The organism is Pseudomonas sp. JV414 (assembly GCF_032424305.1).
In the GTDB taxonomy this organism is placed as follows: domain Bacteria; phylum Pseudomonadota; class Gammaproteobacteria; order Pseudomonadales; family Pseudomonadaceae; genus Aquipseudomonas; species Aquipseudomonas lini.
Window position 1 is genome coordinate 580,488 of sequence record NZ_VYKC01000022.1, and the last position, 26,523, is coordinate 607,010.

Genomic DNA, 26,523 nt, shown 5'->3' on the forward strand with positions numbered 1-26,523 from the left:
CCTTGGGAAACAACGATGCCGGATTTTTTCATCAACCGTCCGAATTTCGCCTGGGTCATCGCGTTGTTCATCTCGCTCGCGGGAGCGCTGACCCTCGGCACCTTGCCGGTCAACCAGTACCCGGACGTGGCGCCGACGCAAATCACAGTCAGCGCCAACTACCCTGGCGCGTCGGCACAGATCGTTAGCCAGAATGTCACCAGTCTGCTCGAAGAAGAGCTCAACGGTCTGAAAGGCCTGATCTATTACGAGTCCAACAGCGCCAACGGCGGTGCCGATATCACCATCACCTTCAACCCGGGCACCGATGCCGACATGGCACAGGTCGATGTGCAGAACCGTTTGCAACGGGTGGTCGGTCGCTTGCCTCAGGCGGTGATCGAGCAAGGCCTGAAAGTGGAGCAGGCGCGTTCCAATTTCCTGTTGGTGTATGCCTTGTCCTACACCGACGACCAGCAGGATTCCATCGGGCTGGCGGACTACGCGGCCCGGGCCATCAATAATGAAATTCGCCGGGTGGCCGGGGTTGGTCGGGTGCAGATGTACGCTGCCGAACGGGCCATGCGCATCTGGGTCGATCCTGCGCGATTGGTGGGTTACAACCTGTCGATGGCTGATGTCGGCAAGGCCATCGCCGGGCAAAACGTGCAAGTGCCTGCGGGCAGTATGGGTGAACGGCCGGGGCCCGCCGACCAGCACATTACCGCTACGGTGATGGTGCAAGGCCAGCTCGAATCGATGGAGGCATTTGGCAACATTGTGTTGCGGGCCAATGACGACGGTTCCAGTGTGCGAATCCACGATGTGGCACGGGTCGAACTGGGGCGACAGGACTACCGGTTCGATGCGCGTCTGAATGGTAAACCGGCAGCAGCCATGTCGGTGCAGTTGGCGCCCGGCGCCAACGCGCTGCAAACAGCGGAAGCGATCAAGGCGCGGCTTGGACAGCTATCGAGCACGCTGCCGGCAAACATGACTTTGAACGTGCCTTACGACACCTCGTACTTTGTCGAGATGGCGATCAAACAAGTCATCTACACCCTGATCGAAGCCATGGTCCTGGTGTTCCTGGTGATGCTGCTGTTTTTGCAGAACCTGCGCTACACACTGATTCCGGCAGTGGTGGTGCCGGTCTGCCTGCTGGGGACGATCGCGGTCATGGCCCCGCTGGGGTTCTCGATCAATATGATGACCCTGTTCGGCATGGTGCTGGCCATCGGGATTCTGGTGGACGACGCCATCGTGGTGGTGGAAAACGTCGAACGGCTGATCACTCAGGAGCATCTGTCGCCCAAGGCCGCGACCCGCAAGGCCATGCAGCAGATCAGCGGAGCGATCGTCGGCATCACCCTGGTGCTGTCGGCGGTGTTCCTGCCACTGACGTTCATGGGCGGTTCGGTGGGGGTGATCTACCAGCAATTTGCCATGGCACTGTCGGTGTCGATCCTGTTCTCCGGCTTTTTGGCGCTGACCCTGACGCCGGCCCTGTGCGCCACCGTGCTCAAACCCTTTGACCCCACGCATCAAGCCCGGCCGAATCGCTGGGCAAACGCTTTCAATCGACGCTTCGATGCCCTGGCCCGGCGCTACGAACGGCTGGGTGCGAGCTGGGTTCGACGCAGCTCGCGCAGCATGTGTCTGTACCTGATGTTGCTGCTGGTACTCGTCTTTGCCTATCAGCGGTTGCCGTCCTCGTTCTTGCCGTCCGAGGATCAGGGCTACATCGTCACCGATATCCAGTTGCCGCCCGCGGCGTCAGCCTCGCGCACCGATGTGACGGTCCAGGCGTGGGAACACTATGCCCTGGCGCAACCTGCCACGGATCACGTGCTGGCGATCATGGGCTTCAGTTTCTCCGGGGAAGGTGCCAACGCGGCAATGTCGTATGTCACCCTCAAAGACTGGTCGCTTCGTGGCAGCGGGCAGTCCAGCGATGAGCTGGCCCGGCATGCGAATGAGGCCTTTGAAAATGTCGCCGATGGCACGCTGTACAGCGTGGTGCCGCCCCCGGTGGACGGCCTTGGCACCTCCAGCGGTTTCGATCTGCGCTTGCAGGATCTGGCGGGTCAGGGGCACGACGCGCTATTGAAGGCGCGAAGCCAGTTGCTCGAAGCCGCCAAGGCATCGCCGGTGATCGGCCACCTGATGGAGGATGGCTTGGCCGATGCACCGCAAATCAATGTCAGCATCGACCGCGAAAAGGCCGAGGCCCTGGGCGTGAGTTTGGATGTAATCAGTGCGGCACTGTCCTCGGCGCTGGGTTCGGAGCAGATCAACGAGTTCGCCAATCAGGGGCGGATGCAACGGGTGATCGTTCAGGCGGATGGCATCAGCCGGCAGACGCCCGAAGCGCTGTTGCGCCTGCAAGTGCCCAACCGGCAGAACCGTCTGGTGCCACTGGAAGCGTTCAGCCGTTTCGAGTGGCAGGTCGGGCCGTTGCAGATCGCTCGCTACAACGGCTCGGCGTCATTGCGTTTTTCCGGTGATGCCGCGCCGGGTTACAGCACCGGTCAAGCCATGGAGGAAATGCAGAAAATTGCCCGTCAGTTACCGACCGGTTTCAGCCTGGAATGGTCCGGCCTGTCATTGCAGGAACAACAGGCCAGCGATCAGGTGCCTATGTTGGTGGGCTTGTCGTTGACCATGGTGTTGTTGGTGCTGGTCGCACTGTATGAAAGCTGGGCGATTCCCTTTGCCGTGCTGCTGATCGTGCCGGTGGGCATGCTCGGTTCGGTATTGGCGGTGACGGTGTTGGGCATGCCCAATGACGTCTACTTCAAGGTGGGATTGATCACGATCATCGGCCTTTCCGCCAAGAACGCCATCCTCATCGTCGAGTTTGCCAAGTCGCTTCACGCTCAGGGTGCAAGCCTTGCGCAAGCGGCTGCTGAAGCGGCGCGCTTGCGTTTTCGCCCGATCGTCATGACGTCCCTGGCTTTCATTCTCGGTGTGCTACCCCTGGCTCTCGCCAGTGGTGCGGGTGCCGCCAGCCAGCGAGCAATTGGCACCGGCGTGATCGGCGGCATGCTGGCGGCGACAGTACTTGGGGTCTTGTGCGTACCGCTGTTCTTTGTATGGGTCCTGTCCTTGGCGGATCGCTTGCGTCGTCGCCATGTCGCCAACACCGAGTCGGGAGAGATTGGTTAAAAAATGTCAAAACAATAATCGCCAATTTTTACATCGGTGCGTTTCTTAAAAGGATTTTTTCCATGTACGACCACTCGGTCTCGTCGTCTCTCATTACACCAATGCAGCCGCAGCCAGCGACCACTCGGCAAAATTTCCAATGCGATCGCAACACGAATACGCGTATCCGTGAATTGCTGCGCTTTTATGGGCTGCGCACCAGCCTTATCCGCTTGAAAGTGATCGATGCCTTATTGGTCGCCACCAAAGAGGAGCGTTCCGTCGGTGTGCACGGGGTGCATGCTTACCTGGGTACCTTGGCAGCCGAATTGTCGTTCATCAGTGTGCGTGAAGTGCTCAAGCGTCTTTGCGAAGAGGGTGTCATTCATTTTCAGGACAAGAGCTACAGCTTTACCGCCGAAGCCAGGGCATTGCTGAAACTGCATTCAGAGGTGAAGGGAGTTTAGTCGTTCTCAATGGGCGAAAAATGTGCCGCCGCTAAGACGGCACGGGTGAATCAAGAGGTTGAGTATTCGAGATACAGCCTTTCGAGCGCCTCTTGGTATTTGTCTCCCTTTAACGTTTTTTTCAGCACGGCCAGGGCTTCGAGCGCTGAAGCCGCAGCCAGCGCCTCGTTTTCTCCCCGGTAGGCGGCGCGCAGCCTGGCTGCTGCAATGATCGATTCTTCAGTCGTTGGCATGTTATTGCCCTCGAAGGATTGAACCTCACTGATAGTCGCAACCCTCAACGATTTCAAGTCCAAGGTGAGAGCTCCACCGAAAGGCCTTGGCCTGTTCAGTGAAGGCGACGATTACCCGATCAGCTTTGCGCCGCACTAACCGCACCGATTGCCGTGGATTTATTCCGAACGCTCTTGTACAGCAGGCTGGACACCATGAATCCAATAATGGCCAACAGACTCATCAAGCTGAAGACGTAGTTGTAGCCTTGCTGACCCGGGAAATGATCGAGGATTGCGCCGTAGATGACGTAAGCGAACATGCCCGGTGCGTAGCCGATCAGGCAGCCGATACCGAAGGCTGAACCGGTGATGTGCGAAGGGATGCCGACTTCACCCATGGGGCCCCAGAACACGCCGCGCATGGAAAACACAATCAGCGCGAACGACAGCGTGGCCGCCATGCCCGCATAGATAAAGCTCGGGCTTTTCGGGATCAGCATGATCACGCCCATCAGCGGCAGCAAGGCCAGGAATGCCCACTTCAAATAGCGGCTGGTGCTCTTGAATTGCTTGTCGGCAATGAAACCACCGGCGGGGCCACCCAGGATCTTGAGGAAGTACTGATTGATGATGCCGTAGGCGCCAACCAATGCCACGGGCAGCCCGTACATTTCCTTGAGGTAGGGAATGAAATAGGTCAGGCCACAGTAGACGATGTAGACCATGAACACGTTGAGGCTGACCAGCCAGATACCCGGCACCTTGATGGCTTCGAGCAGGTTCGACAAACCGTTCTTCGGCTTGGCAATCGTCTGCGCGCTGCCGCCCTTGAGCAGGAACCAGGTCAGGGTTCCGGCAAGAATGTCGATGACCGAGTAGAACAGGATTGCTGACTTCAGTCCGGTTTCACCAGAGCCCATGGCGACGAAAACGCCCAGTGCAGAAAAGGCAACCAGGGTATCAATGACGCCACGCCCACCTTCCAGCAGTCCAAACAACCGACCCTGTTCCTGATCGTCACCCAGATTGCGGATGGCTTTGAGCAGCGAGGGCCAGAAGATGCAATCGGCGCAGACGGCCAACAGGCTGAACACGATCAGCAGATTACTGAACGGCGGAAAGGTCGCCAGATACAGCCCCAGGCCACCGGTACCGATCAGGCCGATGGGGATCAGTTTGCGCGTGTCGTAGCGGTCGGCGAGCATGCCGCCGACGACAAACAGCGCGGTGGCGATGATGGCGTTGGCGCTCAGCAGCATGCCGATCTCAGTGTGGCTCAAGCCCATGAATTCTTGCATGGGGATGTAGAAGGCGTCTTTGAGGTTCGCCAGCTTGTAGATGGTGCCGCCACCGAGGATGAGAATCAGGAATCTGAGCCATTTGGCCTTGTCACGAGTTGTCATTATTGTTCTCCAGGCGTGTTCAGGTAAGCAGTGCTGGTTGTCGTGTCAGGTTCAGGGATTAGCGGGGTTGGCCAGGGTCAACTCGGCCAGGGTTCGGAACTCGGCCAGCAGGCCTCGCACATAGGCGACCTGGTTGTTTGCCCAACGATGTTCGTCGGCGAGCATTCGTTCGAGCGAGTAGCCGTCCGGGAGTGGTGTGTCACTCATTTCCCGGTACGCAATGAACGGATCGGCAGCCTCAGAGGTCTGGCGGAACGCCGGGGCGACGTAGTGGTTTTCCTGCTCAAGAATGAACGCGATCACTTGCGGGGTTGAGTCGCCGAGCATCAACAGTTCGAACAACATGCGGGCGCTTGGCAAGTCGTCATCGGCGCTGCCCTGCAGCACACCGTAATGGCCGAAGCCGTTGTGCTCGGGAACGATGCGCACACCCTTGAGGTGGGTCTGGCGTATGTGCGGCGCCAGGGTCCGCAGCGCCGGTAGTGGCTGTTCGCAGGCGTTGATCATGTTGCCGAAGTCGAACAAGGCATGCAGCCGTGGGTGGTTCAGCCGGTTCAGCAGTTGCGCGATCTCGCCGCTCTTGAGTTCTTCATGCTGCTCGAAGTCGAAGTACAGATCGTGCTTGTCGGCCTGCTGCGCAAGGTAATGCAGATCGGATTCGATGACGTCCATGACCCGCGACAACGCGCCCTCGTAGCGTGAGTAAACGCGGATGTTGCGGACCCCAAGCGCCTTGGCAATGGCGATCACCTGATCGACATTTTTTTTCAGCGTGCTGCTGATTTCCAGGTGCACATCCAGTCCGAGCGCATTGGCCTTGTCGGCAAACACTTGCAACTGCGCGGGTGTCATTTGACTCAGGCTGTTTTCCTCGCCGTCGAGCAAATGCAGGCTCAGACCCTGCAGCTCGTGGCGATAGGCGAAATCCAACAGGTCGGCCGGCGTGACACGGCCATGGGTGAGGTTGGTCAGCAATGGATAGGCATGCGCAAACAAGCGCATCTGCCCAAGGCGGTCGAGCAGTTGGCGGGCCAGTGCTTCAGTCAGTAGGGGAGGTATTCCTGCCTCGGCAGCCTTGTGGCTGAGCAAGGCATTGAATCGCTCTTGGATCTTATTGTTCATTCGAGTCGTTCCTGGTCAGACGCCGGGTCTACCGGTGCAGCCTTTATCGCGCCAGTCAGGAACTCTCGATAGATCCATTATCAGTTAAATCATAAGACCACTTGCCTTGCTTCAAGTGGCCTGCAAGTACCCCATTTTGCTCAAGGCCCGGGCCAGCGCTTCGACACGCTCCTTGGCCTGGTCTTCAGGTGTGCCGGCAAATCCGATGAGCAGGGCAGGTGGCAGGACATGCTCGAGGCAGTAATCGCTCAAGGCATAGGTGTGGATGTTGTGCCGGGCCAGTTCCCTGGCGATGACGTCGTCATCAAGCGTGGGTGGCAGCCAGGCGATCAGGTGCATGCCGGCTTCCACCGGGGTGATGTTGAAGAAGCCGCCCAGCTGTTGCTGAAGTTGCTCGAGCAGCGCTAGCTGGCGAGCCTGGTACAGCGCCCGCATGCGGCGAATATGGCCGAGGAAGTGGCCTTCGCGCATGAAGTCCGCTGTCGTCGCCTGGAGAAGCGTGGGCGGGCTGCGATCCATCACCGCGCGCAGGGTGCAGAAGGGTTCGATCAGGGCTTGCGGCAATATCACGTAGCCCAGTCTTAGCGAGGGAAAGAGGACTTTGCTGAAGGTGCCGACGTAGATCACTCGAGCCATCCGGTCCATGGCGTAGAGGGCGGGAAGGAGGCGGCCGCTGTAGCGAAATTCACTGTCGCAATCGTCCTCGATGATCCAGCTCTGATACTGCGCGGCCCAATCGATGAGTGCCTGGCGCCGCGCATAACTCATGGTCACGCCCAAGGGATGCTGGCGAGATGGCGTGGTAAACACCAGGCGGGCATCAGGGCACTCGGCCAGGCCTTGCTGAATATCAATCCCGTGTTCATCGATCCGTAACGGGACCACCTGAGCCCCCTGGGCTTGCAACGCAATGCGCGCCGCGATGTGTCCTGGGTCTTCCATCCATACGCTGTCCTGCGGATTGAGCAACAACATGCCCAACAGGTTGAAGGCTTGCTGGGCGCCGGAAACGATCACCACCTGCTCGGCACTGCAATCGATGCCACGGGCATCAAAGACGTACTCGGCAATCGCCGTGCGCAAGGCCTGTAACCCTTGCAGTTCGCCATAGCCAAGCATGGCCTTGGTCGGCTTGAGCAGGTGGCGGTTCATCAAGCGCCGCCACACTGCGAGCGGGAATGCGTCGTAGGTACTGTGGCTGGGCAGGAATGAGGTGGGGGTCGCGGGGTCCCAATCGGTATAGGAAACCCCGCGAAAGTGACTGCTGCGCAATGACAGCATGGACTGGCTCAGGTCGGACAGGCGCGGTGGCTGGCGCTGCTCTTCGTCGGCAATCCCTCGGCTCTCCCACTCATCGCCGACATAGGTGCCGGCACCGGTGCGCGACGCCAAAAAGCCTTCGGCAATCAGCTGATCGAAGGCATTGAGAATGGTGATCCGCGACAGCGCCAATTCTTTGCTGAGGGTTCGCGTTGACGGCAGGCGCACGCCCCCTTGCATTTTTCCGCCGAGAATCTGTTTGCGAATCTGCAAATAGAGTTGGCGGTACAGGGGGATGGCGCTGGCACGGTCCAGCTCGATAGCCGACAGCAGCAAACCTGCAGGGGATTTCATCACATGCTCGTCTGGAGGAGGGTGGTTAGACCTGGAAACCATCAGGTACCGACATTCGCAGGGTATCGAGAGGCATTGGATAAGTCATCCACCGCAGGCGTTGATGCAACGCGCATTGTCATGAAATGAAAAGCCATTGTCGTCTGATGAGAAGCGACTCGCCAGACGGCGTCCTACAGTCCAATCAGCGCAATTCGACGCAGCACGCCCAACTGAGACTGGAGAATAAGAAAAAATGGCCAAAGCCGTACGCTTCTACGAAACCGGTGGTCCCGAAGTCCTTCGTTATGAAGAGGTCGACGTCGGCGATCCCGGTCCAGGCCAGGTTCGTCTTCGCCATGTGGCGGTGGGCCTGAACTATGCCGACACCTACTTTCGCAATGGCACTTACCCGATCCCGATGCCCAACGGCATGGGGGTTGAAGCGTCCGGTGTGGTCCAGGCCATTGGCGCAGGGGTGACCAATGTTCAAGTCGGCGATCGCGTCACTTACACCGGTTTTCTCAATACCTTGGGTGCCTACAGCACCGAGCGTCTGATTCCGGCCGCGCCGCTGATCAAGCTGCCGGAAACCATTAGTTTCGAGACCGCAGCGGCCATGACCATGCGCGGTCTGACCTCGTCGTACCTGATGCGGCGCATTTACGACTTCAAGCCCGGCGACAGCATTCTGCTGCACGCCGCTGCCGGTGGTGTCGGCCTGATCGTTTCGCAGTGGGCCAAGCTGCTCGGTCTGAACGTCATTGGCACCGTGTCCACCGAGGCCAAGGGTGAAATCGCCTTGGCCCATGGCTGTGAGCATGTCATTAACTACAGCCATGAAGACGTCGCCCAGCGCGTTCGCGAGCTGACGGACGGCGTGGGGGTCAACGTGGTGTTCGACAGTGTCGGCAAGAACACCTTCATGGGCTCGCTGGATTCGCTCAAGCGTCGCGGCCTGATGGTGTGCGTCGGCACGGCGTCCGGTCCGATCCCGGCTTTCGATCCGGTACTGCTGGCGATGAAAGGCTCGTTGTTCCTGACCCGTCCGGCCCTGGCCGACTACATCGCCGACCCGGCGGAAAAAGCCGCGTTGGCGGGTGAGTTGTTCGACCATGTCGGCAGCGGTCGGATCAAGATCGAGATCAACCAGCACTATGCTTTGCAGGATGCCGTGCAGGCCCATCGCGACCTGGAATCACGCAAGACCACGGGCTCATCGATTTTCGTCATTTAAGGGAGTCGCCTGCCATGAAAGTCGAACAATTGACCTGCAGCATTGGCGCCGAACTGATTGGCGTCAACCTTGCCGACGCGGTGCATGACGATGGCCTGTTTGCCGAGATTCGTGCTCAGTTGCTCAAGCATCGGGTGGTGTTCCTGCGTGATCAGGAGATCACACGCGCCGAGCACGTGGCCTTCGCCCGTCGCTTCGGCGAGCTGGAAGATCACCCGGTGGCGGGCAGCGACCCGGATCATCCGGGGCTGGTGCGCATCTACAAGAACCCGGACCAGCCGGCGGACCGCTATGAAAACTCCTGGCACAGCGATGCCACCTGGCGTGAGGCCCCGCCGATGGGCTGCGTGCTGCGTTGCGTGGAGTGCCCGCCGGTGGGTGGCGACACTATGTGGGCCAACATGGTCGAGGCCTATGCGCGCTTGCCGGAAGACGTGAAGGTGAAGATCGCCGACCTGCGCGCGCGCCACAGCATCGAAGCGAGTTTCGGTGCCGCCATGCCGATCGAGAAGCGTCTGGCACTGAGGGCGATGTACCCGGATGCCGAGCACCCGGTGGTGCGCACCCACCCGGAAACCTTGGAGAAGGTGCTGTTCGTCAACGCCTTCACGACGCACTTGAGCAACTACCACACCCCCGAGCGGGTGCGTTTCGGCCAGGACGCCAACCCGGGCGCGAGCGAGTTGCTGCGTTACCTGATCAGCCAGGCCTACATCCCCGAGTATCAGGTGCGCTGGCGCTGGAAACCCAACAGCATTGCCATCTGGGACAACCGCAGCACCCAGCACTACGCCGTCATGGATTACCCGCCGTGCCATCGCAAGATGGATCGCGCCGGGATCATCGGCGACAAGACTTACTGATCGACCCCTTCTGCATTCGCACTCGTAAAGACGTCTGCCCGGCACGATCCCGGGTGGGCGCGACAATCATAAAAACAGGAGTAACTCATGCAATTCTTCGACGATTCCCTGCACCCGGAAAACATGGAAAAGGTGGTGATCACCGTGGCCCCGTATGGCCCTGAGTGGATGCCGGAAGACTTCCCTGAAGACATCCCGCTGACCATGGATGAGCAGGTGCAGAAGGCGGTTGATTGTTATGAGGCGGGTGCAACGGTATTGCACCTGCACGTGCGTGAATTGGACGGCAAGGGTTCCAAGCGTCTGTCCAAGTTCAACGAGTTGATCGCCGGTGTGCGTGAAGCCGTGCCGGACATGATCATCCAGGTCGGTGGTTCGATTTCCTTCGCACCGGAAAGCGATGGCGAAGCCGCCAAGTGGCTGTCTGACGATACGCGCCACATGCTGGCCGAGCTGACGCCAAAACCGGATCAGGTCACGGTGGCCATCAACACCACCCAGATGAACATCATGGAGCTGTTGTATCCGGAGTATCTGGAAGGCACTTCCCTGGCCAATCCTGCCTATCAGGCGGCCTACAGCGAAATGACCGTACCGGCCGGCCCGGCCTGGGTTGCCGAGCATCTCAAGCGTCTGATGGACAACGGCATCCAGCCGCATTTCCAGCTGACCGGCATGCACGCCATGGAAACCCTCGAGCGCCTGGTGCGCAAGGGCGTCTACAAAGGTCCGTTGAACCTGACCTGGATCGGTATCGGCGGCGGTTTCGATGGCCCTAATCCGTTCAACTTCTTCAACTTCATCCACCGCGCGCCAGACGGTTGCACCTTGACCTCCGAGTCGCTGCTCAAGAACGTCATGCCGTTCAACACCATGTCGATGGCCATGGGTATGCACCCGCGTGTGGGCAATGAAGACACTATCATTGATCACAAGGGCGATCGTTTCGGCTCAGTTGCGCAGATCAAGCAGACCGTACGCATCGCCCATGAACTGGGTCGCGAAATCGCCACGGGCAAAGAAGCCCGCGAGATCTACCGCATCGGTGTGCAGTACCAAAGCATCGAAGAAACCCTGTTGGCCAATGGCATGGCCCCCAACCGCAAGGCCGGGCAGAAAGGTGTGCCGCAACGCGGCTGATCGGCAGACGAAGCGGGAGGTCAATGGCTTCCCGCTCGCTGCACTGCAACACGCTTGATAACAACAATAAAACAAAGCTTTGAGGAGGCTGCATGGCCTTTCACCCAATCGCCGCAGACGATGACGACTGTGCTGTCGGTGTTGCGCGTCCGTATGCCTGGATCGTCTTCGCACTGACGTTCGGGCTGTTGATTTCCGATTACATGTCGCGCCAGGTGCTGAACGCGGTGTTCCCGATGCTCAAGGGCGAATGGGCCCTGAGCGACGGTCAGCTCGGCCTGCTCAGTGGCATTGTCGCTCTGATGGTGGGGCTGCTGACCATTCCCCTGTCATTGCTGGCGGATCGCTTCGGCCGGGTCAAGAGCCTGGCGCTGATGGCTTTGCTGTGGAGTCTGGCGACGCTGGGCTGTGCGTTGGCGCAAGACTACCAGCAGATGTTCATTGCACGGTTCATGGTCGGCGTCGGCGAAGCGGCGTACGGCAGCGTCGGCATCGCGGTGGTGATTTCGGTATTTCCCAAACACATGCGTGCAACCCTGACCAGTGCGTTCATGGCGGGTGGCATGTTCGGGTCGGTGTTGGGGATGGCGCTGGGCGGTGCAATCGCCGCCAAGCTTGGCTGGCGCTGGTCGTTTGCCGGCATGGCGCTGTTCGGTCTGCTGCTGGCGGTGCTTTATCCGATCATCGTCAAGGAAGCACGCATTGCGCCGCAACGTGCCGCTCAGGTGGCGAACAAGGCGGCTACCGCGGTCAAGCGGCCGTTGCGTACGCTGTTTTCCAGCCGCTCGGTGATCGCTGCCTACATCGGCAGTGGCTTGCAACTTTTCGTTGGCGGCACCGTCATTGTGTGGATGCCCAGTTACCTCAATCGTTATTACGACATGGCCACCGACAAGGCAGGCGGAGTCGCGGCGATCATCGTGCTGTGCAGCGGTGCGGGGATGATCCTGTGCGGCATGCTCAGCGATCGACTGTGTCGCCATTCGCCGGAGCGCAAAGTCGCTTTGGCTATCGCCTATTGCCTGGGCAGTTGTCTGCTGTTGTCGGCGGCGTTCGCCCTGCCGGCAGGGCCTGTGCAATTGGTGCTGATCTGCCTGGGCATGTTGATTGCCGCCGGCACGACCGGCCCTTGCGGCGCCATGGTTGCCAACCTGACCCATTACTCGGTCCACGGCACGGCCTTCGCCACGCTGACCCTGGCCAACAACATGTTGGGGCTGGCGCCTGGGCCGTTTATCACCGGCAGGGTTTCCGACCTCATCGGCTTGCAGGCTGCTTTTCAATTGGTGCCACTGGTCAGCATCGCGGCTGCGGCCGTGTTCTTTTATGCCAAGTGTCATTACCACAAGGACATTGCCCGGCTTAAGGGCGAGCGGATCAACGATCCGGTGGGCGAATCCGTAGTAGAGGTGAAGTTGTGAGTCGTCGTTTACGTATTGATGTGTTTTTCGATTTCATCTGCCCCTGGTGCCTGATCGGCAAACGCCAATTGGAGCATGCGCAGGTACAGTTTCGCAGTCGCCAACCGGATGTGCAGATCACCACGGTGTGGCATGGCGTGCAGTTGCTGCCGCAATTGCCGGTAGAAGGTGAACCTTTCGCCGATTTCTATCGCAAGCGTCTGGGCAATGCCGACGCTGTGGCCATGCGGCAGGCCCAGGTGCAGCAGGCCGCCAAGGCAGTGGGGGTGTCCATCGACTTCAGTCGCATAGCCACCATGCCCAATACCGCAGACGCCCATCGGCTGTTGGAGCGTGTCAGCGTACTGGGCAATCCTGCCCGGCGTGACGCCTTGTTCGAGCGTCTGTTCGCTGCTTATTTCCAGAAGGGCGAAGACCTTGGTTGCCGTGAGACCTTGCTCGCCATTGCCCGGTCCTGCGGCATTGAGGCAGAAGCTGTGGCCGACTGCCTGAAGGGCGACGCCAGTCCCTTTGACGGATTCCCCGGCGGCGCCAGCGGCGTGCCGAGCTTTCAGTTCGACCGTCGGATGACGATGGTGGGCGCGCAGCCTGCCGAAGCGCTACTCGGGGCCATGAGCGAAGCCCTGAAAGAAAGTGCTCGTGAGCGGCAATCGATATGAGTCTTCGTGTCCCTGTACCTGCCGGAAAACTCCCGCAGGTGGGTGGTCGTGCGCTGTTCGAATTCGATGGCAAAAGCCTGGCGTTATTCAACGTCGAAGGTGACCTGTTCGCCATCGACGACAGTTGCCCGCACCAGGGTGCCTCGCTGTGTGGCGGGCGCCTTGAGGGTAGGGTGATTCAGTGCTGCGCCCATGGCCTGCGCTTCGATCTGCGCAGCGGTTACTTGCTCAATTCAACCCAGCTCAAAGTCGCCAACTACCCGGTCGAGATCATCGACGGCCAGGCATTCATCGTCATCGTTCCCGAGGAGTCCGCGCCATGAGCGCCATCGCTCTTACCCGTATCCATAGCCGAACGCGCGAACTGGCGCCGGGTTTTGTCGTCAGTCTGATCGTGGCGGCGGCCGCGTCCTTTTTGTCCGAGCACTACGGCGCGCCGGTGATGCTGTTTGCCTTGCTGTTGGGCATGGCGCTGAACTTCCTGGCCGGTGACGGCGCCTGCAAGGCTGGCATCGAGTTCACGGCGCGCACGGTGTTGCGCATTGGCGTGGCGTTGCTGGGCATGCGCATCACGCTCGAACAGATTGCCGCGCTGGGCTGGAAGCCTGTGGCGCTGGTGGTGATTGTGGTGGTGGTGACGATCGGCGTTTCGGTGATCGCGGCAAAGGCGCTGGGGTTTCAGCGTTTGTTCGGCATGCTCACCGGTGGGGCCACCGCGATTTGTGGTGCGTCGGCGGCGTTGGCGCTGGCGGCGGCATTGCCGAACCATCCGCAGAAAGAACGCGCAACGTTATTCACGGTGATCGGGGTGTCGGCGCTGTCGACCCTGGCGATGATCGTGTACCCGATGATTGCCAACTGGCTGTCGTTGTCGCCGCAAGTGGCGGGCGTGTTCTTGGGGGCGACTATCCATGATGTCGCCCAGGTGGTCGGTGCCGGTTACAGCATGTCGACCGAGACCGGCGATACGGCCACGGTGATCAAGCTGATGCGGGTTGCCATGCTGCTGCCGGTGATCGTCTGCGCCGCGATGATTACCCGCCTGCAGGGCGCCGACCCGGCGGGCAAACGACCGCCGCTGCTGCCGTGGTTCGCCGTCGGGTTTCTGATTCTGGCCTGTATCAACAGCACCGGCTGGATAGCCCCGGTGGTGCAGGGATCGGTCAATGAATTGTCGCGCTGGTGCCTGGTGGTTTCCATCAGCGCCCTGGGCATGAAGACCCAACTCAAGGAGCTGGCGGCTGTCGGCATCAAACCCATTTTGTTGATGGTGGGGGAGACAGTGTTCCTTGTTGTGTTGGTGCTGCTGTTGCTGCGGTGGGGAATGTAAGCACACAAAACTGTGGCGAGGGAGCAAGCTCCCTCGCCACAGGACTCCTCGGCCGGTGTCACAGATACCGGTTCTTTGCGGCGACTGTACCAGCAGTCGCCGCTTTTTTATTAGCTCGAAGATGCATCGTCACCAACTGCCATAGGGAATGCCAAAGTGTTCGATGTAGCGTTTTGAAGAGTCTTTGATCTTGCCGTAGAAGCCGTTGTACTTGCCTTGATCGGGGCCTAACGGCTCGATGCCGACTTGCCCGCGATCGACCTTGTGGGCGCGGAAACAGTCGTCCCAGACCCAGACTTGAATGATGCCGCCCGGCGCGAGCCCCAGATTCAGGGCTGCACTCGGATTGGCAGTAAACTCAGGGGTTTCGTGGCAACGCTGGGCTGTCGAGTTGCGCATGATATCGCGGGTGGATTCGGAGATATCGATCCAGCCCGCGTAGGTCTTGCGCTCGACAATCGATTGCCAACGCACAAAGAGGCGTTTCGGCAGGTCGGCGCCTGTGACGGGCATGCCGGCGCCGCCAATACCCACCCAGCCCCGCGCATTTTCAGTTCCATTCTCGTGGTCACTGCTACCCGCTACCCCCGCAGCGATATCGTAAATAATCCGCCCCTTTATGTCCTCGACAGCGGAGGTCTCGACCCATACCGTCATATGAGCGGGCTCGGTGAAGCCGATATACCACCAAGATGTCCTGTAGTCGTTTTTGGCCGACAGTGGATCGACGGGTTGGCAGGCACTTATCGATACAAGCGCCAATAACACGATCAGCATTTTCATGGTTACAGCGTCCATTCCGGTACATGAGGGTGGTGCACCCGTACGGCATCTGCCGTTGGGATATGGGCATAGGCCAGTTCGAATCGGGTGGTGCGGGGGCCTGAGAGAAACGTCGGGCTCCAGTGCGCCGACTGATGGATGTAGCGCAGCTTCAACAGGTGCTCCTCGGCGGCGGTAATGCGGTAATCACCTGCGACAAACCGTTCGCACATTAGCTGAATCTCGGCAGGTGGTGCCAAAGCGGCGCGTTGCTGAATATCGTAAAACTCAACCCCATGTTTTTTGGCCGCCTCATACATCACCCGCAGGTATACCCGTGATAGCCCGGCACCGATCTTACGTCGGAGCTGCAACCCGACAAATACCCGCTTTTGTTTCGGCGCGCTCTGCTCTCTTGGCTCAGGCAGCAGCGTTACCGGATCTGGGGTGATCAGTTCCAGCATCTCCATTGGCCAGCCCTTGGCGTGCCATTTCGCCCGTTCCTGTTGTGTCTCTCGGTAGATCGAGGTGGTTTTTACGTCGGTGAACTCACCGACCTCCAGAGCTTGCATGGGGCTGAGTAACACGCACTCTTCGATGTCTTCGCGGTAACCACCGCCGATATCCGAGTGAACCCCCGGCAGGCTGATTTCCAGATGATCCGGACTGACGCTGTTGAGGGCGAAATTAGCGCGGTATTCGTCCCGTGCCACCAGTTGCAAAACATTGGGAAAGAAGTGCGGCATCAAATACAACTTGACCCCGGGGGTTGCCGGGCTGCGCACATTACCCAGGTTACTCAGGCCACCCAAGGAAGCGACGGTGTCGAACAGGCCGATAAACCCGACATTGACCCCTTCACCAAAGACCTTGCTGAAGCCCCGGTCGAACAGACTATTTGGCAGGTACAGCGTTTCCCTGAGCGGGCTGTTGGTTCCTGACAGGCACAAACAGGCGAAATGTCGGGCGGCGGCCGCACCACGGCTGAAGCCGAACACGTCGAAGGTCAAGGAGCTGATTTGGATGTCCGGGAAGACCTCATGAAAGTTGCGTAACCGCCGTTTTATCTGGCCGAATGCATCCAATACCCGAGCTTCGATACCGGTCTCACCCCGACCCAAAGCCATGCCCAGCAGACTATCCTGCCCACCTGCGGTCGTACCAATACCTTCGACATAGACCTTATCGAATGCCTTTTTTTGCTGGATGATTTTTCCCTGGTCGATAGATGCCATATACAAATCATGCAACTGCTTAACATTCGTCACTTCACCCCCATAACTGCTGTCAGGGTCTTGCATGTACGGCTTGCAATTACCATCCATATCCTGCGCTGATACCGGATGATGAGCCGCGCACTTGCGCCCCATCTCCACGTTGAACGGGTTATTGCCTGAGCCATCAAAAAACACCCCGATACGCAGAGTGACCTTCACAATGGCGGCTTCCTCGCGCGCTTCCTTGGCTTCCCACACTTCGTTGAGTTGCTCTGCCTGTGTCCGTTGCCGGGCCATCATTTCGTCGTATTTGCGTTGTTCTTCCGCCGGGTCTGGTCGAAGCCCGGGTTTTCGGGTCCGTTCTGCCAGGGCGCGGTCGCGGCAGACGGCGCAGTGGTGACCCCCAAAGTCCTTTTCCATGAATGCATCCCTTTTGCGCAAAGCCCGTCCCTGGGCGCCACATCAGTGATCGGTTTCTGGGGACAACAGTGCGCGTTGGGGGATAGGTGACGCTGCCAGTCGCGACTTAATCGCTTGTAGGATCGGGATGGGATGCTTGAAGCCTGAGGCTGTCAGAAAAGCCTTCAGGCAATGAATGCGGGGGGAGAAGGGGGGCAACGGGGAGGCGCATCCGCTAATCCGCTGCGGACTTTTGCCCGTGCCGGCCACAGATTACTCGGAGGTTCGGCTGGCTCAGGACTCTTTGGAACCAGAGAGAGATTTTGAGGTGGTCTGTTTTTGTGCGCTGCGCCACGCGGCGGGCGGCATGCCGAACTGGGTGATGAACCAGCGTGTGAAGGAACTCGCCATCGAATAGCCGAGCATGTCAGCGATCCGTCCCAACGAGTAATTCGGGTTGTCCAGGTAGCGCAACACCAGGTCGCGGCGCACGTCGTTGATCAGGTCGTTGAAGGCGCAGCCGTCGTCTTTCAGGCGACGTTGCAGGGTTCGAACGTTCATGCCCTGGGTCTGGGCGATTTGCTCGATGGTGGCGCGTCCCATCGGCAGCAACAGGTAGATGGCTTTGCGCACCTCGAACAGCATCGAGGGACCTTCATGACTCAGCAGTGAGTCGAGGTAACTCTGGGCGTAGCGCGCCATCGCCGGGTCGGCATTGGGGTTGGTCGCGTCGAGGCTGGCGTCGGAACAGACAATGCCATTGAACTCGCTGCCGAACTCCAGATTGCAGCCGAACAGACGGCGATGCAGTTGCAGGTTGTCGGGAGGCTGGTGCGTGAAGTTGACGCTGTAAGGGTGCCAGTGGGTGCCGAGCAGGGCGGCGCACAGGCGGAACATCACCCCGATGGCCAGTTCATTGGCTTGCCGGCAGGGCATCGGCGATTCAGTAACCACCTCTTCGCGAATGATCACCATCTTGCCGGCTTCCTCAATGAAGAGGGCCAGTGAATCGTTCATCAGATGACGGTAATGCACCAACACTTGCAACGCATCTCGCAGCGTTCGCTGGTGGCTGAGCAGCAGGCTGACTACACCGAAGTCCGAGAGCTGACGCGACTCGGCCATGCTCAGGCCGAAGCTCTGGCAGCCACTGGCGGCGGCTGAATCTTCCAGCAGGCGTACGGCGGCATCAATGGGGATGCGGTGTTCGGGCGCTTGCAGCAGCGCTTTGCTCAGGCCGACGCCGGCCAGCACATCGCGCGGATTGAACCCCAGGTACTGGGTGACCTCCAGGTAGTTGGTCAAGACGGCGGCGCGAACGAGCTTGGGCATGCGAAGGTCTTTCCTGGGCCGATTGCGATTCGGATGAGCGTGGCGACTATATCCAGCACATCAGCGGTTGAACAGTTGTGGTGTCGTCGATGGCGCTCGGCCAATCTTGTCCAGAATCTCGACCATTGCCATGGGGCAATCGACGCTCACCCCTTGATTACAGTGACCCGCAGAGAAGCTGCGGGGTTTTTCGACCAATGGTCGCGGCACACCAAACACCTTGAAATCTGTCATGAAAAGAAAAGTGCCTGACGTCCAATGAAAAGCGCCTGGGGTGGGCGCTCTTTAATGTCAGTCCTACAAAAAGCCCCTGGCGATAGAGCCAGTCGAGTCATCGAGAAAGCGAAGGTGTTGAAGTGGACAAACTGCAAACTGCCGCAACCGTTCTGATCGTACCGGGCCTGCGTGAGCACGTTGCCGAGCATTGGCAAACGCTGCTTGAGGCGAGGCTCTGCAAAGTGCGCAGTGTGCAGCCGCTGGAAACCGACAAGCTCGATTGCGCCAAGCGGGTCGAAGCGATCCAGCGCGAGCTGGAGCAGATCGACGGGCCGGTGATTCTGGTTGCTCACAGTGCCGGTGTGCTGATGGTCGCGCACTGGGCTGCGCAGCACAGTCGTCCGATCAAGGGCGCGCTGCTGGCCACGCCTCCGGACCTCGATGCTCAATGGCCACAAGGCTACCCATCTGTTGAAACCCTGCGCACCCAGGGTTGGAATCCTCTACCAAAAGGGCCACTGCCGTTCCGCAGTCTGGTGGCCGCCAGTACCAACGACCACCTCGCCAGCCTGGACGCCGTCACTCGCCTGGCTGAAGGCTGGGGCAGCGAACTGCTCAACGTGGGCGAGGTGGGTCATCTCAATCCGGCTGCAGGTTTTGGCCACTGGCCGCAAGCCGAAGCATTGATCCTGCAGCTGGATCGCTAATTCAGGCGCCGGCTGGCCCCAGCCATCCGGCATTTGCCCTCACTCCTGAAGAACGCAAACCCCTGGAACAAGAGGGTGCGCGAGGGCGGCTGCGCTTAAAACAAATACAAAAAGGCGGAGACAACGCAATGCACAACAATAAGAGTCACGGGTTCGCACCCTCGCGTTACACCTTGTTGGCCTCGGCCATTCTGGCCGCCGCCGTGCCGGTCGCGCAGGCGGTCGAACTCGACACAGGTAACCCGGACTGGACCGTGCGTTTTGATAACACCGTGAAGTACAACTACGGCGTACGCACCGAAAGCGCCGACAAGCGCATGTTGGCGACACCGAACAACAACGATGGCGACTACAACTTCCGCAAGGCCGGGACCAACATCACCAACCGTGTTGACCTGTTGACCGAAATGGATGTGGTCTACCAGAACCACATGGGCTTTCGCGTCAGTGCCGCCAGTTGGTACGACAAGGCCTACGAGAATACCGGTTCCAATTCCAACCCGTTCGTCAACGGCAATGACGCACGGTCGGGTCTGGTCGCCAACGATCCGCGCCTGGCCGGGGTCACCGGCGACAATGTCGGCAATGGCAGCCCGCACCTGAGCAACTACGCCCAGCGTTACTACACCGGTCCGTCCGGCGAAATCCTCGATGCCTTCGTGTTCTACAGCACCGAAGTGGGCGAGGAATCGCTGTTGAGCGTCAAGGCCGGTCAGCACAACGTGTTCTGGGGGGAAACCATCCTCAACCCGGTGCACTCGATCAGCTACGGCCAGTCCGGTCTGGACCTGGCCAAACTGGCCGCCTCGCCGGGTACCGAAGCCAAGGAACTGTTCGTTCCGCGTAACCAGTTGTCGATGTCATTCACGGTCAATCCCGAGTTGACCGTGGGCGCTCAGTATTTCCTCGATTGGGATGCCGCCCGCCTGCCTGAAGCCGGTACTTACTACGGCGGTTCCGATCTGGTCGGCTTCGGTGCGCAGTCGTTCCTGTTGGGCAACACCAATGGCGTGGTGCCGGGCAGTCCATTGGGTTGTGGTCTGGCGCCCTGCAACGGGCTGACCAATGTGCGTCGCGGTCACGACCTGACGCCGGACAAGCGCGGAGATTGGGGCGTGATGGCCAAATGGTCGCCGGCCTGGCTGGATGGCACCCTCGGTGTCTACTACCGCGAAACCTCGGAAATTCTGCCGCAAGCCTGGTTGAACGCCACCGGGCTGACCTCGGCCAATCCTAACGGCACCCCGCCTGCGGGCATGGTGCCGGCGGTGGTCAACACCCTCAATTCATTGAGCACCAGCACCTATCAATTGGCCTATGCCGACAACATCAAGATCGTCGGCCTGAGTTTGTCCAAGGATGTGGGCGGTATCAGCGTCGGTTCAGACTTGAACATTCGGCACAACATGCCGCTGGCCAGTATTCCCGCGGTTGTCAGCTCGACAGGGCCGCGGGGTTTGGGCGCCGGTCTTGGGCTGTTACCGGCCCGCACGGCGGCCACCGGGGTGATCTATGACACCCCGCAAAAGGGCGACAGCATGGGGGCCACCGGTGACACCTTGCACTGGACGCTCAACGGCCTGATGACCTTCCCGAAAACACCAGTGTTCGATTCGGCCAGCCTGCTCGCCGAGTTGTACTACAGCAACTTGCTCAAGCTCGATAGCAAGAACGAAGCGCTCTACAAGGGCAAGGACACCTATCGCGGCATCGACCAGCCTACCCGGGACAACTGGGGTATCGCGGTCAACTTCACGCCGACCTGGTACCAGGTGTTTCCCGGCGTCGACCTCAACGCACCGATGTCCATCAACGTCGGCCTTGACGGCGTGTCACCGGTGTCTGGCGGCGGTGCCAAAGACACCGGCAACTATGCCGTGGGCGTGGGTGCCGTTGTGTACAACAAATACTTCATCGACCTGAAGTACGTGGACTCCTTCGGCAAGACCGACAAGTGCGATACCAGCGGTTTGAGCACCGGTGCGGCCAATGCCGGCAGCGGCGACGGCTCTACACCCAATGCCTTTAGCGGCAATGAAAACTACGCGTGTTACGGCGGCGGCTACTCGGCCTTCTCCGGTGGTGGAGCCACGACTGAGGACCGTGGCGCCGTTTACCTGACGATGAAAACCACTTTTTGATTCACCACTGATTTGCTCAATGCAAGCAGGAGAATAACAAGATGAAATTCGCAAAAACCGTGTTGGCCGCTTCGCTGGCCATGGTCCTTGCCGCCCAGGCACAGGCCGCTGTTTCAACTCAGGACGCTGCCAAATTGGGCAGCAGCCTGACCCTGGTGGGCGCCGAAAAGGCCGGGAACGCTGATGGTTCCATCCCAGCCTATGACGGTGGCCTGACCACGCCGCCGGCCAGTTTCAAATCCGGTGACAGCATGCGTCCGGATCCCTTCGTCAACGAAAAACCGTTGCTGGTGATCGACGGCAAAAACGTCGATCAGTACAAGGGCTTGCTCAGTGCAACCACGGCGGAACTGGCCAAGCGTTTCCCAAGCTTCCACGTCAATGTCTACCCGACTCACCGTACCGTCTCGTTGCCCAAGGCTGTGCTGGACAATGGCGTGAAAAACGCTACCGACGCCAAGTCTCTGGAAGGCGGATTGGCCATCGATAACGTACTGCCCGGTGTGCCGTTCCCGATTCCGCAGACGGGGAACGAGGCGATGTGGAACTTCCTGTTGCGTTATCAGGGAGTCAACATCAACTCCAAGTACGACTCCTGGAACGTCGATTCCGCTGGCGTGCCGACCCTGGCGACCACCGGGCAGGCGTTCATTTCCTATCCGATCTACGAGAACCTGGCGCAGCCGATCAGCAGTGCCGACGTGTACTACCAGATGAAGCTGTCTTACACAGGCCCTGCGCGCCGGGCGGGTGAAGCGGTGATGCTCAAGGACGCCGCCAACCCGCTGCAGCAACCGCGCCGCGCCTGGCAATACTTGCCTGGTCAGCGCCGGGTCAAGCTGGCACCGAACCTGGCTTACGACACGCCTAACCCCGGCACCGCCGGCGCGGGCACCTACGACGATGTTTTCGTGTTCAACGGTGCGCTGGACCGCTACGACTGGAAGCTGGTGGGCAAGCAGGAAATGATCGTGCCCTACAACACCTACAAGCTGACTTACGCCCAGGACCCAAAATCGCTGACCACCGCCAATCACCTGGCACCGGATTATGTGCGTTGGGAAAAACACCGGGTCTGGGTGGTGGAGGGCAACCTCAAGTCCGGTGCCCGGCACATCTATCAGAAGCGTCGCTTCTACCTCGATGAAGACAGCTGGACCGCTCTGGCCTCTGACCAATACGACGCCCGTGGCCAGCTGTACCGTGGCTCGTTCGCGTTTCTTAGCCAGAGCTACGACAAGCAGATCCCGGACTCCACGCCCTTCATGATCTACGACCTGGTGGGTGGCTCCTACAACATCAACGGTGTGGTCGGGCCTTACGGCGGCATCAAGTACATCGATCCGCTCTCCAAGGCGCAGTGGTCGCCTGAGTCTCTGGCCGGTAGCGGGATTCGCTAAGCACGTCGTGACAAAGCGTCCGTTCGGTCCGCCGCCTGCAAGGCAGGGGACCGCACGACGGTCGGCGCATGCCGATCGTTTCGGGCGTCAGGTTGGAACGTCAGGCACACGGACGTGTGTCCCGACGCGGTTATCCGAAGAGGACGCGGTATGTGTTCGTATAAAAATTACCTGCAGCTGGCGCTCGGCGCTCTGCTTGCAACGTTGCAGGGCCTGAGCCAGGCGTCCGCTTATGTCGACGTGCTGGATCTGCCGGCCAGGGTCAGCGCCTTGGCCGTCAACAGCCCGTTATCCGGTATGGCCCGCGCCGGCGAGCGCTTGGTCGCAGTCGGGCAGCGTGGCCACATTCTGTATTCCGATGATGCCGGCAAAGATTGGCAGCAGGCCGCGGTGCCGGTCAGTGCCGACCTCAATGCCGTGAGTTTTCCTTCCGCCACCCAAGGCTGGGCAGTGGGCGGCGACGGCGTGGTGTTGCACAGCAGCGACGCTGGCGCGACCTGGCGCAAGCAACTGGACGGCCGCGAGATCGGTGCCTTGCTGGTCAAGCATTACAGCGCGTTGGCCAGTGCAGAACCCGGCAACGAACAATGGCCACTGCTGGCCGCCGAAGGTGAGCGCCTGATGGCGCAGGGCGCCGACAAACCGTTGCTCGATGTCTGGTTCGCCAACGACCGCCTCGGCTATGTGGTCGGGGTGTTCAACCTGATCCTGCGCACCGAGGATGGCGGCCAGAGCTGGACGCCGTTTCAGGACCGCACTGACAACCCGCAGGGCTTTCACCTCAACGCCATCGCCTCCACCGGCGACGCGCTGTACATCGCCGGAGAGCAGGGCCTGTTGCTCAAGTGGGATGACACCCGACAGCGGTTCGCCGCCGTGCAGACACCCTATCAGGGCAGTTTTTTCGGTGTGCTCGGCAAGCCCGGCGAAGCGCTCGTCTACGGCTTGCGCGGCAATGTGCTGCGCAGCACCGATGGCGGTCACAGCTGGACCCCGCTGAAGAATGGCCTGCACGTCAGCATCACCGCCGGCATCGTCGATGCCCATGGTAATTACCGCTTGTTCACCCAGGGCGGGCAGATGCTGGTCAGCCAGGGCGCAGGTGCGCAATTGCATTTGGTTCAGCAACGGGCACCGACACCGGTGACCGGCGCCACTCAGTCCGCCGACGGTGCGCTGGTGGTGGTTGGCAGCCGTGGTGCCCGGACGCTGTCCGTTGAATAAGCCCTCGAACCCTTAGAGCGAGAACCCAGACATGGGCCATACCAAACAAGAAACCATGCCGGTGATCCGCGATCTGCGGGATTTCGACCGCCACTCCGGCAATCGGCTGGAGCGGTTGGTGTTCAACTATCGCCCGCTGTTCATGCTGCTGATGGCGCTGGCCACCGTAGTGTTGGGCTACATGGCCGCAACTCGCCTGGAGCTGCGCCCCAGCTTTGAAAAGATGATTCCGCAGAGCCAGCCGTACATTCAGAATTTCCTGGAAAACCGTCAGTCGCTGCGCGGTTTGGGTAACTCGGTACGGGTGGTGGTGGAGAACACCCAGGGCGATATTTTCGACCCCGCTTATCTTGACGTGCTCAAACAGGTCAACGATCAGCTGTTCGTCACCGAAGGCGTCGACCGTCCCTGGATGAAGTCGTTGTGGAGCCCGGCGGTGCGCTGGACCGAAGTCACCGAGGAAGGTTTTCAGGGTGGCCCGGTGATGCCCGATACCTACCAGGGCAAGCCTGAAGAAATAGAACAGTTGCGCCAGAACATTTCCCGTGCCGGAATCGTCGGCAGTCTGGTGGCCAGCGACTACAAATCGAGCATGCTCATTGTTCCGTTGCTGGACAAAGCCACGGCCAGCGGTCAGCGCATCGACTACCACGCCTTTTCGCAAATGCTCGAGGAGCAGTTGCGCGACAAAATCGAGTTCGCAGGTGACAGCGCTGCGCGCAAGGCCGGCGAGGAGGGCAAGGGCCAGTACAAAGTCCGGGTGATCGGTTTCGCCAAATTGATGGGCGACCTGATCGACGGCCTGATCCAGGTGATGATGTTCTTCGGCCTGGCCGTCGTCACGTCGCTGATCATCATTTACGCCTACACCCGTTGCGTGCGCAGCACCTTGCTGGTGGTCGGCTGCTCGCTGATCGCAGTGGTCTGGCAACTCGGCATCGTCGCCTGGCTGGGCTATGCCATCGACCCGTACTCAGTGCTGGTACCTTTCCTGATCTTCGCCATCGGTGTGTCCCACGCGGCGCAGAAGATGAACGGCATCATGCAAGATATCGCCCGTGGCACCCACAGACTGATCGCCGCACGCTACACCTTCCGCCGTCTGTTCATTGCCGGCGTCACCGCGCTGCTGGCGGACGCTGTCGGGTTCGCGGTGCTGATGCTGATCGACATTCCGGTGATCCGCGACCTGGCGATCACTGCCAGTATTGGTGTGGCGGTGCTGATTTTTACCTCGCTGTTGCTGATGCCGGTGGCGCTGTCTTATGTCGGCGTCGGCGCCAAGGCTGCCGAGCGTGCGCTGAAAATCGATACGCGCGCAGAAGGGCATAAAGGCTTCGGCAAACTGTGGGACTTGCTCGACCGTTTCACCACGCGCAAGTGGGCCACGGGGGCGGTATTGGTCGCGGTACTGATGGGCATCGGCGGCTTCATGGTCAGCTTGCAGTTGAAGATCGGCGATCTGGAAAGTGGCGCACCGGAGTTGCGTGCCGACTCTCGTTATAACCGTGACAACGCCTACATCACCAGCCACTACGCGCTGTCCAGCGACCTGTTTGCAGTGATGATCAAGACTGCGCCGGAAGGCTGCTTGAACTACAAGACGCTGGTCCTCGCCGACCGTCTAGCCTGGGAGCTGCAGCAGTATCCGGGCGTACAGGCGACGGCTTCGTTGGTCAATGCGGTGCGCCAAATCACCGCCGGTACTTATGAAGGCAACCCCAAGCTCAACAGCATCCAGCGCAATCAGGACGTGCTGAACTACGCCGCGCAGCAAGCCTCGGTCAACTCCCCGGAGTTGTTCAACACCGATTGTTCGTTGATGCCGGTGATCACCTTCCTCAAGGACCACAAGGCCGAGACCCTGGATGCCGTGGTGGGCATCGCCGAAAAATTCGCCCGGGAAAATAACAGCGAAGATCGCCAGTTCCTGCTGGCGGCCGGGTCGGCCGGGATTGAGGCGGCGACCAACATTGTGGTGCGCGAGGCCAACCGCACCATGCTGCTTTATGTCTATGCGGCGGTGACGCTGTTCTGCCTGATCACCTTCCGCAGCTGGCGCGCCACGCTGGTGGCCCTGTTGCCGCTGGTGTTGACCTCGATCCTTTGCGAAGCGTTGATGGTGGCCATGGGCATTGGCGTGAAGGTCGCGACTCTGCCGGTGATCGCATTGGGTGTGGGCATCGGCGTGGACTACGCCTTGTACCTGCTCAGCGTGCAGTTGCATTACCAGCGCCAGGGCCTGCCGCTGTCTCAGGCTTACCGCAACGCCGTGTCGTTTACCGGTCGGGTGGTGGGCCTGGTGGGCATCACCCTGGCGGCGGGCGTGGTGTGCTGGGTCTGGTCGCCGATCAAGTTCCAGGCCGACATGGGCATCCTGCTGACCTTCATGTTCCTGTGGAACATGCTCGGTGCGCTGATCCTGATTCCAGCCCTGTCGTACTTCTTGCTGCGTCACCCCGTTCCGCAAGCCGATGTGGCGCAAACCGGTGAAACCGGTACATCCCAACGTCAGGACATGTCGCATGCCCTGACCACTTCCGAGTAAG

At 59.9% G+C, this 26,523-nt stretch carries 22 protein-coding genes; 14 read left to right on the plus strand and 8 right to left on the minus strand.

Going from position 1 to position 26,523, the window contains the following annotated elements:
* Positions 1–15 precede the first annotated feature (15 nt).
* Positions 16–3,147, plus strand: a complete 3,132-nt coding sequence (locus tag F6R97_RS26595) for a multidrug efflux RND transporter permease subunit (protein ID WP_315867356.1) — start codon at positions 16–18, stop codon at positions 3,145–3,147.
* A gap of 62 nt (positions 3,148–3,209) precedes the next feature.
* Entirely contained in the window at positions 3,210–3,593 is a 384-nt protein-coding gene (locus tag F6R97_RS26600) for a hypothetical protein (protein ID WP_038980137.1), read from the plus strand.
* A 50-nt stretch (positions 3,594–3,643) separates the two neighbouring features.
* On the opposite strand, the gene F6R97_RS26605 is transcribed toward F6R97_RS26600, so the two are convergent.
* The 4 genes from F6R97_RS26605 to F6R97_RS26620 form a co-directional block, all read right to left on the minus strand.
* Positions 3,644–3,889, minus strand: a complete 246-nt coding sequence (locus F6R97_RS26605; protein ID WP_008072387.1) for a hypothetical protein — start codon at positions 3,887–3,889, stop codon at positions 3,644–3,646.
* A gap of 56 nt (positions 3,890–3,945) precedes the next feature.
* Entirely contained in the window at positions 3,946–5,211 is a 1,266-nt protein-coding gene (locus F6R97_RS26610; RefSeq protein WP_038980138.1) for an MFS transporter, read from the minus strand.
* 51 nt (positions 5,212–5,262) lie between these two features.
* Positions 5,263–6,333 (minus strand): sugar phosphate isomerase/epimerase family protein, encoded by a 1,071-nt coding sequence (locus tag F6R97_RS26615; protein ID WP_315867357.1) that lies wholly within the window; start codon positions 6,331–6,333, stop codon positions 5,263–5,265.
* Between the two features lie 111 nt (positions 6,334–6,444).
* Complete coding sequence (locus F6R97_RS26620; protein WP_315867358.1) at positions 6,445–7,947, minus strand: PLP-dependent aminotransferase family protein; 1,503 nt, start codon at positions 7,945–7,947, stop codon at positions 6,445–6,447.
* Between the two features lie 235 nt (positions 7,948–8,182).
* Between F6R97_RS26620 and F6R97_RS26625 the strand changes: the two genes are divergently transcribed.
* The 7 genes from F6R97_RS26625 (at position 8,183) to F6R97_RS26655 (ending at position 14,576) form a co-directional block, all read left to right on the plus strand.
* The gene (locus F6R97_RS26625) at positions 8,183–9,163 is read left to right on the plus strand and encodes a quinone oxidoreductase (RefSeq protein ID WP_315867359.1); all 981 of its coding nucleotides are present in this window, start codon (positions 8,183–8,185) and stop codon (positions 9,161–9,163) included.
* Between the two features lie 14 nt (positions 9,164–9,177).
* Positions 9,178–10,026, plus strand: coding sequence for a TauD/TfdA dioxygenase family protein (locus F6R97_RS26630; RefSeq protein ID WP_315867360.1), 849 nt, complete (start codon positions 9,178–9,180; stop codon positions 10,024–10,026).
* 87 nt (positions 10,027–10,113) lie between these two features.
* Entirely contained in the window at positions 10,114–11,166 is a 1,053-nt protein-coding gene (locus tag F6R97_RS26635) for a 3-keto-5-aminohexanoate cleavage protein (protein WP_038980143.1), read from the plus strand.
* Positions 11,167–11,258: 92 nt separating this feature from the next.
* The gene (locus F6R97_RS26640; protein WP_315867361.1) at positions 11,259–12,587 is read left to right on the plus strand and encodes an MFS transporter; all 1,329 of its coding nucleotides are present in this window, start codon (positions 11,259–11,261) and stop codon (positions 12,585–12,587) included.
* Complete coding sequence (locus F6R97_RS26645; protein WP_315867362.1) at positions 12,584–13,246, plus strand: DsbA family oxidoreductase; 663 nt, start codon at positions 12,584–12,586, stop codon at positions 13,244–13,246. Before F6R97_RS26640 ends, F6R97_RS26645 begins: the two co-directional genes overlap by 4 nt.
* On the plus strand, positions 13,243–13,569 hold the full coding sequence (locus F6R97_RS26650) for a Rieske (2Fe-2S) protein (protein ID WP_038980146.1): 327 nt from the start codon (positions 13,243–13,245) through the stop codon (positions 13,567–13,569). The genes F6R97_RS26645 and F6R97_RS26650 overlap by 4 nt, the downstream gene beginning before the upstream one ends.
* Positions 13,566–14,576, plus strand: a complete 1,011-nt coding sequence (locus F6R97_RS26655; protein WP_038980147.1) for a YeiH family protein — start codon at positions 13,566–13,568, stop codon at positions 14,574–14,576. The genes F6R97_RS26650 and F6R97_RS26655 overlap by 4 nt, the downstream gene beginning before the upstream one ends.
* A 129-nt stretch (positions 14,577–14,705) precedes the next feature.
* Here the strand turns inward: F6R97_RS26655 and F6R97_RS26660 are convergent, their stop codons facing one another.
* The 4 genes from F6R97_RS26660 to F6R97_RS26675 form a co-directional block, all read right to left on the minus strand.
* On the minus strand, positions 14,706–15,359 hold the full coding sequence (locus tag F6R97_RS26660) for a DUF2931 family protein (RefSeq protein ID WP_038980148.1): 654 nt from the start codon (positions 15,357–15,359) through the stop codon (positions 14,706–14,708).
* A 2-nt stretch (positions 15,360–15,361) separates the two neighbouring features.
* Positions 15,362–16,975, minus strand: a complete 1,614-nt coding sequence (locus F6R97_RS26665) for a T6SS phospholipase effector Tle1-like catalytic domain-containing protein (RefSeq protein WP_038980149.1) — start codon at positions 16,973–16,975, stop codon at positions 15,362–15,364.
* Positions 16,976–17,248: 273 nt separating this feature from the next.
* The gene (locus F6R97_RS26670) at positions 17,249–18,286 is read right to left on the minus strand and encodes an AraC family transcriptional regulator (RefSeq protein WP_315867363.1); all 1,038 of its coding nucleotides are present in this window, start codon (positions 18,284–18,286) and stop codon (positions 17,249–17,251) included.
* Between the two features lie 60 nt (positions 18,287–18,346).
* Positions 18,347–18,520 carry a hypothetical protein gene (locus F6R97_RS26675; RefSeq protein ID WP_315867364.1) on the minus strand — a complete coding sequence of 58 codons (174 nt, stop codon included), beginning with the start codon at positions 18,518–18,520 and terminating at the stop codon, positions 18,347–18,349.
* A gap of 122 nt (positions 18,521–18,642) precedes the next feature.
* On the opposite strand from F6R97_RS26675, the gene F6R97_RS26680 reads away from it, so the two are divergent.
* From F6R97_RS26680 to F6R97_RS26700, 5 genes are all read left to right on the plus strand, one after another.
* Positions 18,643–19,209 carry an RBBP9/YdeN family alpha/beta hydrolase gene (locus F6R97_RS26680; protein ID WP_315867365.1) on the plus strand — a complete coding sequence of 189 codons (567 nt, stop codon included), beginning with the start codon at positions 18,643–18,645 and terminating at the stop codon, positions 19,207–19,209.
* 128 nt (positions 19,210–19,337) lie between these two features.
* A complete protein-coding gene (locus tag F6R97_RS26685; RefSeq protein ID WP_315867366.1) occupies positions 19,338–21,350 on the plus strand; it encodes a DUF1302 domain-containing protein in 2,013 nt (670 codons plus the stop codon).
* 41 nt (positions 21,351–21,391) lie between these two features.
* Positions 21,392–22,750: a DUF1329 domain-containing protein gene (locus F6R97_RS26690; protein ID WP_315867367.1), complete on the plus strand. Its 1,359-nt coding sequence runs from the start codon at positions 21,392–21,394 to the stop codon at positions 22,748–22,750.
* A gap of 150 nt (positions 22,751–22,900) precedes the next feature.
* Positions 22,901–23,974 (plus strand): WD40/YVTN/BNR-like repeat-containing protein, encoded by a 1,074-nt coding sequence (locus F6R97_RS26695; protein ID WP_315867368.1) that lies wholly within the window; start codon positions 22,901–22,903, stop codon positions 23,972–23,974.
* A gap of 31 nt (positions 23,975–24,005) precedes the next feature.
* Positions 24,006–26,522 (plus strand): efflux RND transporter permease subunit, encoded by a 2,517-nt coding sequence (locus F6R97_RS26700; RefSeq protein ID WP_315867369.1) that lies wholly within the window; start codon positions 24,006–24,008, stop codon positions 26,520–26,522.
* The last annotated feature ends 1 nt before the right edge of the window (position 26,523 follow it).